This is a genomic window from Sphingomonas sp. HDW15A (assembly GCF_011301715.1).
Taxonomy (GTDB): Bacteria; Pseudomonadota; Alphaproteobacteria; order Sphingomonadales; family Sphingomonadaceae; genus Sphingomicrobium.
This window is the reverse complement of sequence record NZ_CP049870.1, coordinates 664181-678066: the sequence shown is the minus strand read 5'-3', so window position 1 is coordinate 678066 and position 13886 is coordinate 664181. Positions and strand designations below refer to the sequence as shown.

The window sequence follows — 13886 nt, the reverse complement described above, 5'->3', positions numbered from 1 at the left end:
CAGCCATTCCTATTTCGGTCCGGTCGAAGCGCCCGCCCCGCCAGTCGTCGACGTCGTCGTCGTTGCCGGCACGACCTCTTTGACTGTGCCCTGCAAATATCGCCGCACGGCGCCAACTCCGACCTCGGCATTGTCGCCCGGCTGCGCGCCGTCCGCCGGGTAAACCGGATCGGGGTCGATGGTCTGCATCGCCATGTCGTATTTCAACGCCTCGCCGAGGCCTTGGTCGACCGACGTGCATCCGGTCGCGGCGAGTAGCGCAAACGCGGACGCGATCTTAAAGAATGTGGCCATGGGGCAGCTCCAGCCTTGAAGGATCGAACGCGGCCATTCCGCCTGGGATCGGGGTCGTCGTTGGCGGCGGCACGGCGAATTTCTCGTTCGCAGGTGGCACCGGATCGACCGCTCCATCGGTGCGCCCGAGCAGGAACAAGTCGGACTCGGCCGGCGGAGTCGCGCGGTCGGTCGGGACCTTCAGCGACCCGGAACGGACGGGCTTCACAAGCCGCGGTGTGACGATAATCACCAGCTCTGAGTCGTTCCGCTCGAAGTTGGTCGAGCGGAACAGGGTGCCAATGATCGGCAGCGAGCCCAGGATTGGGAATTGCCGGACGGTGTCGGCGAAATCGCGCCGAAGCAGCCCCGCCATCGCGAAGCTCTCGCCGTCGCGAAGCTCGACCACCGTCTTAGCCCTGCGGACCTGCAAGCCGGGGACCGAGATGCCGTTGATAATCACCGAGGCCGAGCGGTCGAGCGAGCTGACCTCCGGAGCGACGATCATGCTGATCACGCCGTCGGCCAGCACCGTCGGCGTGAACGCCAGGCTGACCCCGAACGGCTTGAATTCCACTGTGAAGGCCGTGTTGTCGCCGCCGCCACTGCCGCTCTGGGCGACTGGGATCGGGAATTCGCCGCCTGCCAGGAAATTGGCGGTTTCACCGGACATTGCTACCAGGGTTGGCTCTGCAAGGGTGGTGATCAGGCCCTTGGATTCGAGCGCATTAAGAGCGGCGTCGAAGTTGAGCCCGAACGCGCCGAACCGCTTGGTCAGGATCCCGAAGCTGTCCAGGATCGACCCGAGGCGAAGCACGCCTTCGCCAGTGTCCGGATCCGGGGTGAGCGAAGCACCATTGCCAGAAACGCCGTTAAACGTGCCATCGTCGCTGTTGACGAAGAAGCCTAGGCCGATGTCCTTCAGCGCGCCTCGGCGGATTTCCGAAAAGCGCACTTCCAGCATGACTTGTTGAGCGCTGCCCAACGCCATCATGTTGACGACCTTGCCCGGCGCGTAGGTTTCCGCGAGCTGCATCGCGCGATCAGCGGCAACCGAAGAAGAGACAACGCCGTCCAGAACGACGGAATCGTTTGCCATGTGCGCGCCGACCTTGTCGCCCGGAAGAAGCTCGGCCAGCTGGCGCTTGAGGCCAGTGACGTCGGGCCCGACAGCGACATCGACGACAGCGATGAGGATGTTGTTGCGGTCGTAGAGCGTCAGGCTGGTTGTGCCGTATTTCTTGCCCAGCACATATAACGAACTCGAGGTCAGCGGCACGACGTCCGCAACTTCCGGATTGCCCACCAGCGCCTTCGCGAACGGCCGGTCCGTCCGCAGCACCTGGCTCTTGTTAAGTGGCACATCGAGTTGCCCGGCACGTATGTCGTCGCCTGACGCTATCTGGACCTGGGCGGCCACTGGCGCGGCAGGCACAGCGACGGCGAGCATCGCAGCGGCAGCGCCGCGAAGTAGCAAGCTATTGGCCATTACGACGCACCTCGTAATTCTGGGTCACGGTTCCACGGACGACCACCACACTGTCGGAGGCCGGAGACCTTGGGCGCGACGACGCGGAAGCAGCGCGGCGGACGGGCCTTGGACGGGCCGGTGCGGCTGTACGAATCGCTTGAGCGGCCGGAGCGGCCACCGCCATTGCCATGGCCGGCCGGGCAGCGGAGGAAGGCGGCCCGTAGGCGCCAAAGCGAAGATCTTCGAGGCTGACGGTGTCGACGTAGGCGACATTCTGTTCCTCGCCAGGCTTGCGAAGCACCAGGCTGAGCGTTCCGATCTGCTGGCCGAGCGCGAGCTTTTGCGCGTCAAGCGGAGCCACCTCGAGGGTTGCCACCCGCGCCACTGCCGGCTGGGCATCCTTGTTCGCGGACTGCTGGTCCATCGCGATAACCCGGATGTTCTGGAGAAGGACATCAGTGACCTGCGCGTCGCGGTTCTCGCCGATCGCCTGACGGGTGATGAGGACGTCGACCGTATCGTTCGGCTTGATGAAGCCCGCGACGCCGGAAACGTCGTTGATCCGCACCGAGGCCGCGCGCTTGCCGTCAGGCAGCAGGGCGGCGATCGAGGCATGTTCGCCTTCGCCGGTGAGATCGCTGGAAAGAAGTAGCTGATTGGGCTGGATCGGCCGTAATGCGACGCGCGCCTTGCCCTGAGGAATGAGGTCATTCATCGTCCGGTAGACGCCGGGCGGAAGGCTGGACGCGGGATAGGAAGCGAAGCGGACCTTGTCGGCGGTTACCGGCATACCGTAATCGAGCGGAACCGAAGCAACCGCCACGCGCACCGTGCCTTGCGCAGCGCTGTCAGCCTGCGCGTCGCGGGCGCTCCAATAACTATTGGCAAGATAAACGGCGACGAGGCCAATAACTACCGCCACCGCAAGCGCGATTATCGTTTGACGACGCACTCACCACCCCCTTCTTCCCGCCTCAGGGAAATGCGGCTGGCCCGAAGGCCAGCCGCCTCACGTCAGCACTGGCTTGCAGCAGCATTGCTCGTGACATTGGTGATGCAATTACCTGCAGCGCCCATGGCGTTCGAAATATCTTGACCGAGAGCAAAAGCTGCAGCAGCGATGCCGGCGCCGACAATAGCGAGAATGAGTGCATATTCGGCCGCAGCCGCGCCCGAATTGTCTTTCAGCATACGAATTAGCGTTTTCATGTTTCTATCCTTCGCCTGGACGGACGCAGTTCCCCTTGCATCCGCCTTCAGCGACCCGGTCGGGTGTCGAGCCGTGGTATCGAAAACGCTACATAACCCCGCGGCGACGGCCCCCGGCCAACTCGCTGTTTGGAAAAGTCACCCTTCGTTAACTTGCTGTCAACTATAAATTGTTGACGTAGATTATGAATCATATTTGACAGGTGGTTCATAAGATACTGATTTGCCTGTTTTCCCCTCGCGAGCACGTCTCGTGAAACTTGTCCCACGAGTCCCAATCTGGGATATCTCCGCTCTGTGGATGATGTGTGGAAAACCTAGCGCGGTGGCATTTCGGCAACGGGGCTCCGAACAAAAAGTCGAATCGTTACGTTGCCGAATACTTTTTAAATGCTTAGCCGCGCGGTTGTGGAGCGAGGCGCATCAGGGCCGAGAGCCGCTCGCGAAGTTTGGACTGCATGTTCGGGTCCATCGGTGCGGCGGAAGCAAGCCCGGCGCCGAGCGGATCTATCGGCACACCGTTTCGCCGCACTTCGTAATGCACGTGCGGCCCGGTCGACAGGCCGCTAGATCCGGCATAGCCGATGACTTGACCGGCACGGACATAGCCCCCGGCGCAACCGCCAGCCGGGAGAGATGACTGTAGCTGCTGGACAGTCCCCCGCCGTGGGTGATCCGCACCTGCCGCCCATACCCCCTGCCCACCCAGCACCGATGATATTTCCGGACGCCGCGGCGAGAACGGGGGCGCCATATGCCGCGGCGAAATCAACCCCCTTGTGAAGACGCGAATAGCCGAGAAGCGGATGGTGGCGCATCCCAAAGCGTGACGTAAGGCGTCCGCTGACTGGCCGAACTGTGCGGCGGTCCCCACCATCGGCTTCGACCCACCTGCCATCGATTCGAATGAGCTGGACATCGCTGGCGCCTACACGGTCGAGCGCCGCATAGACGAGGGTGGGTCCGCCGGAGGCGCCCAAGTCAATGACAAGATCAAAGTGATCATCCGGACCGATGTCCAGGCCCCTTGAGCGGGCGGAAATGGTGTTCATGAAACCGTGGGCGACATCGGCGGGGACACCGCTTTCCCCTAACGCCGCGACCAGGCCCTCGTTGAGGCGGCCGCGAAATCTTTGGATCGGGTTAGGCTCGGCGACCGGCGAGGCCGAGACTTGCGATCGTTCCTCATCGAGCAATCGTCCGAGATAGGCTGGCTGCGGGATCGCTGTCTCCTGCACGGATGCAGTCGCTTTCGCACGCCCCGAAAATGACGGCACTGCGATCATTGCAATCGCAATGAAGATGCACCCACCGGCAATCAGTAGCGGCGGCGAGCGCATGGCATTGCCCGCCCCGGCCCGAACCGGTGCGCGCAACCGCTCTCCAAAATCGGTATGGATCCCCATCGATCCCCCGCCCGCCGGCCAAAATACCGACGGCGTTATCATCCCGTTAATTGACCGCGGGAGTCAAGCGGGGTCTTGGATAGGGTCCCGGGTAAAGCCATCGGTTGCAGAATGGTCCGCGCGCCTGTCGCCGATTACACTTATCATAAGACGATACAGTGCGATCGCTGCAAATCCACCCACGATTCCGTCCACGGCATAATGCCATCCGAGAGACATAGAGAGTAAGAAGATGAGGAAGGAGGCGGCGTAAGTTGGCCAACGCCAACGACCGCGCGCAACTATGCAGACCCAGACAATTGTCGCAATATGAAGTGATGGCATCGCGGAAATGCCAGCGCCAGGACCGAAACCTGTTTTCGAATAAATGCTCCAAAGATAATCGGCCAGTTCGTTGGTTTTAGGAGCGCCGGGCACAAAGAGGTGACCGTGCCCTAGACGTTCATAGAAAATAGGCCCGCCGGCAGGAAGAAGACTGTGTACGATCGGACCAACGAAGGTCCACAGCGCAAAATACGTGAGCAGCAATGCTGATTTGCGGCGCGAAGGCTGCAGTGTGAGGGTGTAAAGCAAGGCTGCCACCATCATTGCAAACCAGAAGCGATGATAGAAGATAGCTAGACCGTCGGTGTTCAGACCCGCTAGAAATCGATCGGGCCGGACACCAAGCAAGATTATGCTGTCGATTTTGAGCAACAGCGGATCGGCCCAGAATGGGACAAGGTAGTTCAAAAGGGGCTTGGCCCACATGAACGCGATCATATTTAAACCCGCCAGCTCGAAGCCTACGAATACGACCAACAATTTTTTCCAACGTTGCTTGATCAGCTTAGTCATTGTCGCGATAGGCCGCTCCTCCTTGCGGCGCATCATGGCAAAAATCATTGGCAGGGCAGCGCACAGAGAGATAACCACAGCGCAGAGCGTCCAAAGCGGCAGCAGCCCGAGCGCCGACCGATAGTTAGCCTCCGCGGGCGCGAAGAGAATGACAAAGAGCGCAAGAACTCCCGTCATGGCAACGGAAGGAATGAGCCAACTTCTATCCGAGGCAGTTCCCATCGATGACGGTTAACATTCATTGCGATCGCGTGTGAAGCTAACGAGACGTCAGTCGCGTCCCAGTTCGACGCAAATCCCATCATTTCGATCATCTGGCTGGGGCGGCAGGATTCGAACCTGCGAATGCCGGTACCAAAAACCGGTGCCTTACCACTTGGCGACGCCCCAGCAGGCGCGATGCGACGGGGCTTCGCCCATCACTCGGGAGCCGGGCTTATAGCCGCGCTTGCAGGAATGCCAAGGGTGCCCGAACGCCCCGAAAACGGGCTATGCGCGACGGCGCTCGGCTTGCTCGTCAGCAAGCTCCGCGGACGGGACCGGGAAGCCGAAATGATAGCCCTGCAACTGATCGCAGCCCAGGCTCCGCATGGTCTCGGCCTGCTGCTCGTCTTCCACGCCTTCGGCCGTGGTCTCGATGCCCAACCCCTTCGCTAGCGCGACAATGGCGTTCACGATCGCCAGGCAATCGCGCTGGCCGGCCGCAGCACCGCGCACGAAAGCCTGCTCGATCTTGATCTTGGAGAAATGCGCTTTCGACAGGTACCCGAACGAGGAATAGCCCTTACCGAAGTCGTCGAGCACAAGCCGAACGCCAAGCGAACGCAATCGCTCGAGCGAGGCCAGGGTTGCGATGTCGTCCCCAAGGAAGATGCTCTCCGTCACCTCGAGCTCGAGACGGTCCGGCCGGAGTCCGGTGGAAGCAAGCGCGGTCAGCACGGTTTCGGCAAGGCCGCTCCCACCCAATTGCGCGGCGGAAATATTGACGGCGATGCTGAGGTCATCGTCCCAGCGCGCCGCTTGCCGGCAGGCCTCGCGGATTACCCAGTCGCCGATCTGGTGGATAAGGCCCGCGTCCTCGATGACCGGGATGAATGAATCGGGCGGGATGGGACCACGAATCGGATGGTTCCAGCGCAGCAGCGCTTCACGTCCGACAACCGCGCCGCTCGCCGCATCGACCAGCGGCTGATACGACAGCGAAAGCGCGTTTTCCTGGAGCGCGTCTCGGACGTCGTTCTCAAGCAGTCGGTGATATTCCGCGCGCTCGTACATCTCCGACCGGAACAAGGCGTAGCTGCCGCGCCCGTTCTCCTTGGCCTGGTAAAGCGCAAGATCGGCGGCGCGCATGAGTGCTTCCTCGGCTTGTCCGTCGAGGCCGCCGCGGGCAATCCCGACGGATGCACCGACGTGGAGCCGGGCAATGCCGATGACGAAAGTGCGAGACACCTCAGCGATGATCCGACCCGCAAGGTGACCAAGCCGTTCAACGGATTGGTCGCCGTATACGACGATCGCGAACTCGTCGCCGCCAAGGCGACCAACATGCGCATTGCTACCCGCCGCGACTTCGAGTCGACGGGCGACCGCGCAAAGCAATTGGTCGCCGACCGCATGGCCAAGCGTATCGTTGACCAGCTTGAAGCGATCGAGATCGACAAGGAGCAAGCTGCAACGCTGATTGCCATCGAGCTGCGCCAGCAGTGCCTCTTCGAGGTGCTCGCGGACGAGAAGACGGTTGGCGAGCCCGGTCAGCGGGTCCCGGCGTGCCGCGCTGACGGCGTCATTGCCGGAGAGCCGAACATCCGTGATGTCGGAGCCAACACCGCGCCAGCCAATGACCGTTCCGGATGGATCGTGCACGGGCTTCCCGGACAGCGACCACCACGTTTTCGAAGCGCTCGCCGGGATGGCGAGATCGCGGAACGGCACGCCGTTTTCCAGGTGATGGAATAGCGTCCTAGTGCCTTCCGATAGGCGCGCGTTCTGTCCGGTGGGGTCGATGAGTTTCCGCACATGCCGCCCGAGCATTCGCTCCTGTGTCGAGCCGACGCGGTTTGCCAGTTCTTCTGAAATGTAAGTGAGCTTGAGCTCTCGTCCCAACTCCCAGATCCCGCCGCTGCCGCTAGCCTCGAACTCCCGCAACAGCGAGACCAATTCGCTTCGTTCGAGCAGGTCATAACGCGACCCCACCTGGGCGACGAACCGGCGCGCGCTTGTCAACGCGACCCAGGCAAGGATCGCGGCATGCAGCAGCGCCAACGCCGCGAGGATCGGACCACCAAGAAAGGCAGCCATCACGATGTTTCCGGCGCCGAGAAATGCAAGATAGACCAATGCTGCGGACGGAAGCGTCACGAGGGTCACGCCGCCTACGCTGATCAGACCGAGGCCGGTCAAGACCAATATGAGCTGCTCGTTATGACCGCTATTCGGAAACCAGAAAATCGGCGGAATCAGCCACAGCCCGGCGAGCAGAGCCACGATCCGGACGATGACGGCGGCATCCGCGGGCTTCGACCGGGCATAGTCCCGATCGTCCCGCAGCTTCCACGCGCGATAGCCGCGAAGCACGCACAAGATGGCTGCGGATGCGAGCCACGGCAGGAGCTGGGATAGCGGAACCTGGCCGACCAGCGAATATGCGATCAGCGCGATCGCAGCGAACTGACCGCCGACCGTTACCGGCACCATGCGGACGATTGCCTCGAGCTGCGCCTGCCGGATTGCCATCTTCCGCGGCTCCGAAGGTGGGCGCACGGAAAGCAGTTCACGTATCGTGATGCGCTCGGCGCCGACGTCGAGTTCGTTCTCGCGGATCTTGAAGGGATTCGCCGATGCGCTCACGAACTACTCACTTACCCCCAGGCAGATAATCATCGGCTCAGTGCGGGGGATAATGAGAAATCGCAAAGGAATTGTGAAGGGCTCAATCGCGGTTGGGAATTCGGCCGTTGACGAGGTCGTCATAATCCTTCGCAAGCTGGCGTGAGAGATCGCCGACTTCGAAATTCCATGGACCCGCCGAGCCTACGAAGGTCACTTCAGCAGCGCTCCCGGTGATGAACATCTGCTCGAAGGTTTCCAGTTCTTCGGGCCAGATCGCACGCTCGATGACCTCGATGCCGCGCCGCCGCGCAAGGTCCATCACCGTGCGGCGGGTGATCCCATTTAGGAAGCAGTCAGGGGTCGGCGTGTGGAGCGCGCCATCGCGGACGAAGAACGTATTCGCGCCCGTCGCTTCGGCTACCTGGCCGCGCCAATCGAGCATCAATGCGTCGTTATACCCGCGGTTCTCGGCATAATGCTTGCTGAGCGTGCAGATCATGTAGAGGCCTGAAGCCTTTGATTCCGTGGGCGCCGTGTAGGGCGCGGGCCGGCGCCACGGGGCGATGTCGAGGCGGATTCCCTTTTCGGCCAAGGCCGGATCGAAATACTTGCCCCATGTCCAGCACGCGATTGCCACGTGCGGTTTTGTTGCCTGCGCGCTGACGCCCATCTGCTCCGAACCGCGCCAGGCGACCGGCCGCATGTAGGCGTCGGTCAGGCCATTGGCCTCAAGCGTTTCTATGCAGGCGGCGTCGAGTTGCTCGACGCTCCACGGCAGCTCCATTCCGAGAAGCTCGGCCGAACGGCGTAGCCGGGCGCTATGTTCGCTGAGCTTGAAGATCTTGCCGCCATAGGCCCGCTGGCCTTCGAAAACCGAAGAGGCATAGTGGAGCGCATGGGTCAGAATGTGGACGTTTGCCTCGCGCCAAGGCACCAGCTTTCCATCCAGCCAGATCCACCCGTCGCGATCGTCATAGGGTTGCAGCGCGGCCATTCGTCTCCCCTGTCAGCGAGCGCCCCGCCTAGGCGACGGTCGGAACGGAATCAACCGCGTGCAGCCGCGGCCAGTTCGGTCGACCGTCGCGCCGCGGCCTCGAGCGTACGCGCAATGAGACGATCGAGCGCGCCATCCTCATCAAGCACGGCAAGCCCGGCTTCTGTCGTGCCCTTGGGGCTAGCGACGCGGCGGGCGACCGACGCCATGTCCTCGTCCCTGCTTTCGGCCATTAGTGCCGTGCCAAGCACAGTTTGCAGTGCGATGCGGGCCGAGTCCGATGCGGAAAGCCCCGCTCTTCGCCAGCCTTCCCCATCGCAGCGATGAAACGAGCCACATAGGCCGGCCCCGCCCCGGCCAGCGCTCCGACGGCGCCGAATTCCGTTTCGTTGCGCGCAAGATGGACAAGACCGAGCTGCTCGAAAAATTGCGCGGTTTCTTGCTCGACGGGTTGTTCGCCAACCAGCGCAACGACTCCGCGGCCTTCGCTGACCGGCAGGTTCGGCATGGCGCGAACGATCGATGCGGCGCGCGGGAAACGCGCCCGAAGGCTGGCTAACTCTACGCCGGCGAGAATGGAGATAATCTGCGTCTTTGAACCGACGCGCGGCTCCAGTGCTGGCACGACCTCGTCGAGTTTTTGCGGCTTGAACCCTAAAATAACTGTCTCAGGCTCACCGCAGCCGGGAATGGCGGAGACCGTGGGCACACCTTCAACCGGAGTTCCGGAAGGCCGGATTGCGAGGGCTTCGGAGAAATCTTTCCCTGCTCGTCGCCAGCCTTCAACCATCGCGCCGGCCATATTCCCGCAACCGACGAACCACAGTGTACCGTCGGTCATCGGATCAAGCTTCGCCGGCGGTTTCGATCAGCGCTGCGGAAATGGCCTCCGTCGGCGACTTGCCGCCCCATAGGACAAACTGGAACACCGGGTAGAAGCGCTCGCATTCCTCGAGCGCTGCTTCGGCAATCGCCTCGGCTTGATCGAACGACAGGCTGTCCGACTGGCCAACGAGCGCAGCGTGGCGAAAAACGATCAGGCCCGAGCCCGACCACAGTTCGAAATGCCCGAGCCAGAGCTGCTCGTTGATCAGGCAGAGTGCCTCGTGGATCGCGCTGCGTTTTTCGACAGCGACCTTGATGTCGGGAAAGGCGAGGAATTGAAGCACCTGGTCTTCGCTGCGCCAAACGCCGCGAAGCTCATATTGCGCCCAGCTTCCCGAAGCGTAGGCGATAATTTCGCCGTCGCCAGCACGCTCCGACGGCCAGCCGCGTGCTTCAAAATATTGCTCGAGGATGTCGATCGGGGCGCCGTCGTCGCGCTCGTCCTGTTCGGCGATGTCGGGCAGCGGTCAGGCTCCCTTTTCGGTTTTGCCCGCCTTGGGCTTGGCTGCGCCGCATGCTTCCAGCGCATCGAGCCGGGCCTTCAGCGCTTCATTCTCGTCTCGCGCAGCAACCGCCATGGCCTTCACCGCCTCGAACTCCTCGCGGCTGACGAAATCCATCCCGCCGACCCATTCACGCATCTTCTCGCGCATCGACGATTCGGCCTCCCGGCCCATTCCGGCCATCGTCCCCGCCAGCCCGTTCATCATTTTGGCGAAGTCGTCGAGCATCCGATTTTGCGATTGCATGGTTCAAGCTCCAGTAATTCCAAGCGGCGCGGCGTCGGCGCCCGGGTTCAGCCTGCCGGTCTCATAGTTGAGAGCCGTCGCAAGGCACAACCACAGAAGATAGGGAAGGAGCAGCCATCCTGCCACCGGGCGGATCCGGCGGAACAGGTTCGCTGTCGCCGCCGCCGTCAGCAGCATGACAATGATGATGATCAGCGCGACGTCGATCATGTGCGCGCCGAAAAAAAAGGGAGACCAACCGAAATTGAGGCCAAGTTGAACACCAAACAGCGACAAGGCCGTCCGCCTTTGTTTGCTGTCGGGCTCATTCAGGATGGTGGCGAGGGCAATCCCCATCATCGTGTAGAGGGTGGTCCACACCACTCCGAAGGCCCAGCCCGGCGGCTGGAACGCCGGCTTCTCAAGCCCTGCGTACCAGTCGTTTGAAAAGCCGCTATTCGACAGATAACCCATCAGCGTGCCAATACCCACGATCAGCGGCACGGTGACCAGCGCCTTTGACCAGATGCCTCGGTCATTCCTTTCTATCGTAGCCATCATGCCTCCTTCTGCGCAGCGAGCAGGAACTCGATATTGCCCTCCGGCCCGGTGATTGGGCTCGGTTCGACACCCAATACGCGCCAACCCTTGGATTCGACCCAGGCCGCTGCCTCCTCGCAGACGCGCTTGTGGACTTCGGGATCGCGAACAACGCCGCCCTTGCCTACTTCCTCGCGCCCGGCCTCGAACTGGGGCTTAACAAGCGCAAGCAACCAGGCGCCCGGACGGGCGAGGTCGAGTGCCGTGTCGAGTACCTTGGCGAGTGAGATGAAGCTCGCGTCGCAGACAACGATGTCGATCGCATCCGGAATGATTTGGCGGTTCAGGTCGCGCGCGTTGGTCTGCTCATGGACGACGACGCGCTGATCTTGCCGAAGCTTCCAGGCCAGCTGATTCGTGCCGACATCGACCGCGTGGACCCGGACCGCGCCGCGGCTCAACAGCACGTCGGTAAAGCCCCAGTAGAGCTTCCGACGTCGAGAGCGGTCATCCCCACGACGTCAATCCCGAAATGCGTGAGGCCGTGGTGAAGCTTGACACCGCCGCGCGACACCCAAGGATGATCACGGCCTTTCAAGTTGAGCTCGGCGTCCTCGGGAAGCTGGTCGCCGGCCTTGGCGACGCGCTTGTCGCCGACGAAGACGTTGCCGCTCATGATCAGCGCCTGGGCTCGGGTCCGGCTCTCGGCCAGCCCGCGGGCGACGAGCAACTGGTCGGCGCGGACCTTCGCCTTCCCGCTCAGGCGAGCGCTCCCGCGTCGGCCTCCACGCCGACGTCATTGCGGCGAAGCGCCTTCAGAACCGTCTCGACGATGTGCGGCGCATTGAGGCTCGCTTCGTCATACTGCTTTTCCGGCTTGTCCTGGTCCTGGAACCTGTCAGGCAGGCGCATCGTGCGAAGCTTCAGCCCGCCGTCGATCAGGCCTTCATCACTAGCCATGGTCAGCACGTGCGCGCCGAAGCCGCCGATCGCCGCTTCTTCGATTGTCACTGCGACTTCGTGGGTCGTCAGCAACTTGCGGATCAGGGCCTCGTCGAGCGGCTTCATGAAACGCATGTCCGCGACCGTCGTCGACAGGCCCTTGGCCTCGAGCATCTCGGCGGCCTTCTCGGCTTCCTCGAGCCGGGTCCCGAGCGAAAGGATTGCGACTGTCTTGCCCTCGCGCACGATACGGCCCTTGCCGATCTCGAGCCTCTCAGGTGTCGCCGGCATCGGCAAACCACGTCCGTTGCCGCGCGGATAGCGAACCGCGATCGGCCCGTCATCGTACATGGCCATCGTGTGGACCATGTGCGTCAGCTCGACCTCATCCGCGGCCGCCATGACCACCAGGTTCGGCAAGGTGCCCAGGTAAGCGAGGTCGAAGCTTCCGGCGTGGGTGCAGCCGTCTGCACCAACCAGCCCGGCCCGGTCCATCGCGAAGCGGACCGGCAGATTCTGGATGGCGACATCGTGGACGACCTGATCGTAGGCGCGCTGCAGGAAGGTCGAATAGATCGCGCAGAAAGGCTTGTGACCCTCTGCCGCCATGCCAGCCGCGAAGGTCACGGCGTGCTGCTCGGCGATTCCGACATCGAATGTACGCTCGGGATAGGCCGCTTCGACCTTGTCGAGCCCGGTGCCTGACGGCATCGCTGCGGTGATGGCGACGATCTTCTCGTCCCGCGCCATCTCGGCCTTCAGGGCGTCGGCGAAGACCCCGGTATAGCTTGGCGGCCCCCGCTCGGGCCCTTGTCCTGCTTGCCGGATACGACATCGAACTTGACCACGCCGTGATATTTGTCGGCGCTGTTCTCGGCCGGGCCATAGCCTTTGCCCTTGTGGGTGACGGCATGGACAAGAATCGGTCCATCCTCGGCATCGCGAACGTTCTCCAGGACCTCGACGAGTGCCCGAACGTCGTGGCCGTCGACCGGCCCAACGTAGTAGAAGCCAAGTTCTTCGAAGAGTGTCCCGCCGGTGACGAGCCCGCGCGCGTATTCCTCGATACGCTTGGCCGTGCGGCGAACCGGTTCAGGCATGGCCCGAGCGATCTGCTTGGCGACGCGTCTCGGACCGAGATATTTGTCGGAGCTCACCAGACGGGCGAGCGAGTTGCGCAAGCTCCCGACCGGGGCGCAATGGACATGTCGTTGTCGTTGAGGATGACGATCAAGCGGTTTCCCGCGGCGTGAGCGTTATTCATCGCCTCATAGGCCATTCCGGCGCTCATCGCCCCGTCGCCGATCACGGCGATTCCGCGTCCGGGCTGGCCGGCAAGCTTGTTCGACACGGCAAAGCCGAGCGCGGCCGAAATGCTGGTCGAACTATGCGCTGCGCCGAACGGGTCATATTCACTCTCGCTGCGCTTCGTGAAGCCGGAAAGTCCCCCGCCCTGCCGGATCGTGCGGATGCGGTCCCGCCGGCCCGTGATGATCTTGTGTGGGTAGGCCTGGTGGCCGACGTCCCATACCAACCGATCGGTGGGCGTATCGAAAACGTAGTGGATGGCCACTGTAAGCTCGACCACGCCGAGCCCAGCGCCAAGGTGCCCGCCGGTGACGGACACTGCGGAGATCATTTCTTCCCGAAGCTCATTGGCCAGCTGCGGAAGCTGGTCTTTCGAGAGGGTGCGGAGGTCGGCCGGATAGTGGACCCGGTCCAGAAGCGGAGTGTTCGGTCGGTCGGACATTCGTACGGTCTTAGCTGCGCGC

General features: G+C 62.5%; 12 protein-coding genes, 1 tRNA gene and 3 pseudogenes. All 16 read right to left on the bottom strand.

The features are described 5' to 3' along the window. Nucleotides 1-9 precede the first annotated feature (9 nt). Nucleotides 10-294, bottom strand: a complete 285-nt coding sequence (locus G7076_RS03575; protein WP_166200480.1) for a hypothetical protein — start codon at nucleotides 292-294, stop codon at nucleotides 10-12. Beyond that, nucleotides 278-1762, bottom strand: a complete 1485-nt coding sequence (locus tag G7076_RS03570) for a type II and III secretion system protein family protein (protein WP_166200478.1) — start codon at nucleotides 1760-1762, stop codon at nucleotides 278-280. The genes G7076_RS03575 and G7076_RS03570 overlap by 17 nt, the downstream gene beginning before the upstream one ends. Then, nucleotides 1752-2696 (bottom strand): Flp pilus assembly protein CpaB, encoded by a 945-nt coding sequence (gene cpaB / locus G7076_RS03565; protein WP_166200476.1) that lies wholly within the window; start codon nucleotides 2694-2696, stop codon nucleotides 1752-1754. Before cpaB ends, G7076_RS03570 begins: the two co-directional genes overlap by 11 nt. A 62-nt stretch (nucleotides 2697-2758) precedes the next feature. Continuing rightward, nucleotides 2759-2953, bottom strand: a complete 195-nt coding sequence (locus G7076_RS03560; protein ID WP_166200474.1) for a Flp family type IVb pilin — start codon at nucleotides 2951-2953, stop codon at nucleotides 2759-2761. A gap of 394 nt (nucleotides 2954-3347) precedes the next feature. Beyond that, nucleotides 3348-3515, bottom strand: a complete 168-nt coding sequence (locus tag G7076_RS12350) for a M23 family metallopeptidase (RefSeq protein WP_240913949.1) — start codon at nucleotides 3513-3515, stop codon at nucleotides 3348-3350. A 4-nt stretch (nucleotides 3516-3519) separates the two neighbouring features. Then, nucleotides 3520-4359, bottom strand: coding sequence for a hypothetical protein (locus G7076_RS03555; RefSeq protein WP_240913956.1), 840 nt, complete (start codon nucleotides 4357-4359; stop codon nucleotides 3520-3522). Between the two features lie 63 nt (nucleotides 4360-4422). After that, entirely contained in the window at nucleotides 4423-5418 is a 996-nt protein-coding gene (locus G7076_RS03550; RefSeq protein WP_166200472.1) for a phosphatase PAP2 family protein, read from the bottom strand. A gap of 93 nt (nucleotides 5419-5511) precedes the next feature. Beyond that, a tRNA-Gln gene (locus G7076_RS03545) sits at nucleotides 5512-5586 on the bottom strand. 99 nt (nucleotides 5587-5685) lie between these two features. Next, a complete protein-coding gene (locus tag G7076_RS03540) occupies nucleotides 5686-8043 on the bottom strand; it encodes an EAL domain-containing protein (RefSeq protein WP_166200470.1) in 2358 nt (785 codons plus the stop codon). A gap of 82 nt (nucleotides 8044-8125) precedes the next feature. Then, nucleotides 8126-9019, bottom strand: a complete 894-nt coding sequence (locus G7076_RS03535; RefSeq protein WP_166200468.1) for a branched-chain amino acid aminotransferase — start codon at nucleotides 9017-9019, stop codon at nucleotides 8126-8128. A gap of 50 nt (nucleotides 9020-9069) precedes the next feature. Next, a pseudogene (locus G7076_RS03525) lies at nucleotides 9070-9809 on the bottom strand (pyrroline-5-carboxylate reductase dimerization domain-containing protein). Between the two features lie 55 nt (nucleotides 9810-9864). After that, complete coding sequence (locus G7076_RS03520) at nucleotides 9865-10368, bottom strand: YbjN domain-containing protein (RefSeq protein WP_166203331.1); 504 nt, start codon at nucleotides 10366-10368, stop codon at nucleotides 9865-9867. Nucleotides 10369-10371: 3 nt separating this feature from the next. Further along, entirely contained in the window at nucleotides 10372-10653 is a 282-nt protein-coding gene (locus tag G7076_RS03515) for an accessory factor UbiK family protein (RefSeq protein ID WP_166200464.1), read from the bottom strand. Between the two features lie 3 nt (nucleotides 10654-10656). Next, nucleotides 10657-11193 (bottom strand): TspO/MBR family protein, encoded by a 537-nt coding sequence (locus G7076_RS03510; RefSeq protein WP_166200462.1) that lies wholly within the window; start codon nucleotides 11191-11193, stop codon nucleotides 10657-10659. Next, nucleotides 11190-11935, bottom strand: a pseudogene (locus G7076_RS03505) (TlyA family RNA methyltransferase). The gene G7076_RS03510 and the pseudogene G7076_RS03505 overlap by 4 nt, the downstream one beginning before the upstream one ends. Continuing rightward, nucleotides 11932-13864, bottom strand: a pseudogene (dxs, locus tag G7076_RS03500) (1-deoxy-D-xylulose-5-phosphate synthase). Before dxs ends, G7076_RS03505 begins: the two co-directional pseudogenes overlap by 4 nt. Between the last annotated feature and the right edge of the window lie 22 nt (nucleotides 13865-13886).

Coding starts and splice junctions, on each gene's coding strand:
- G7076_RS03575 (WP_166200480.1), bottom strand. CDS start 294: ATGGCCACATTCTTTAAGATCGCGTCCGCGTTTGCGCTACTCGCCGCG.
- G7076_RS03570 (WP_166200478.1), bottom strand. CDS start 1,762: ATGGCCAATAGCTTGCTACTTCGCGGCGCTGCCGCTGCGATGCTCGCC.
- G7076_RS03560 (WP_166200474.1), bottom strand. CDS start 2,953: ATGAAAACGCTAATTCGTATGCTGAAAGACAATTCGGGCGCGGCTGCG.
- G7076_RS03555 (WP_240913956.1), bottom strand. CDS start 4,359: ATGGGGATCCATACCGATTTTGGAGAGCGGTTGCGCGCACCGGTTCGG.
- G7076_RS03550 (WP_166200472.1), bottom strand. CDS start 5,418: ATGGGAACTGCCTCGGATAGAAGTTGGCTCATTCCTTCCGTTGCCATG.
- G7076_RS03535 (WP_166200468.1), bottom strand. CDS start 9,019: ATGGCCGCGCTGCAACCCTATGACGATCGCGACGGGTGGATCTGGCTG.
- G7076_RS03515 (WP_166200464.1), bottom strand. CDS start 10,653: ATGCAATCGCAAAATCGGATGCTCGACGACTTCGCCAAAATGATGAAC.
- G7076_RS03510 (WP_166200462.1), bottom strand. CDS start 11,193: ATGATGGCTACGATAGAAAGGAATGACCGAGGCATCTGGTCAAAGGCG.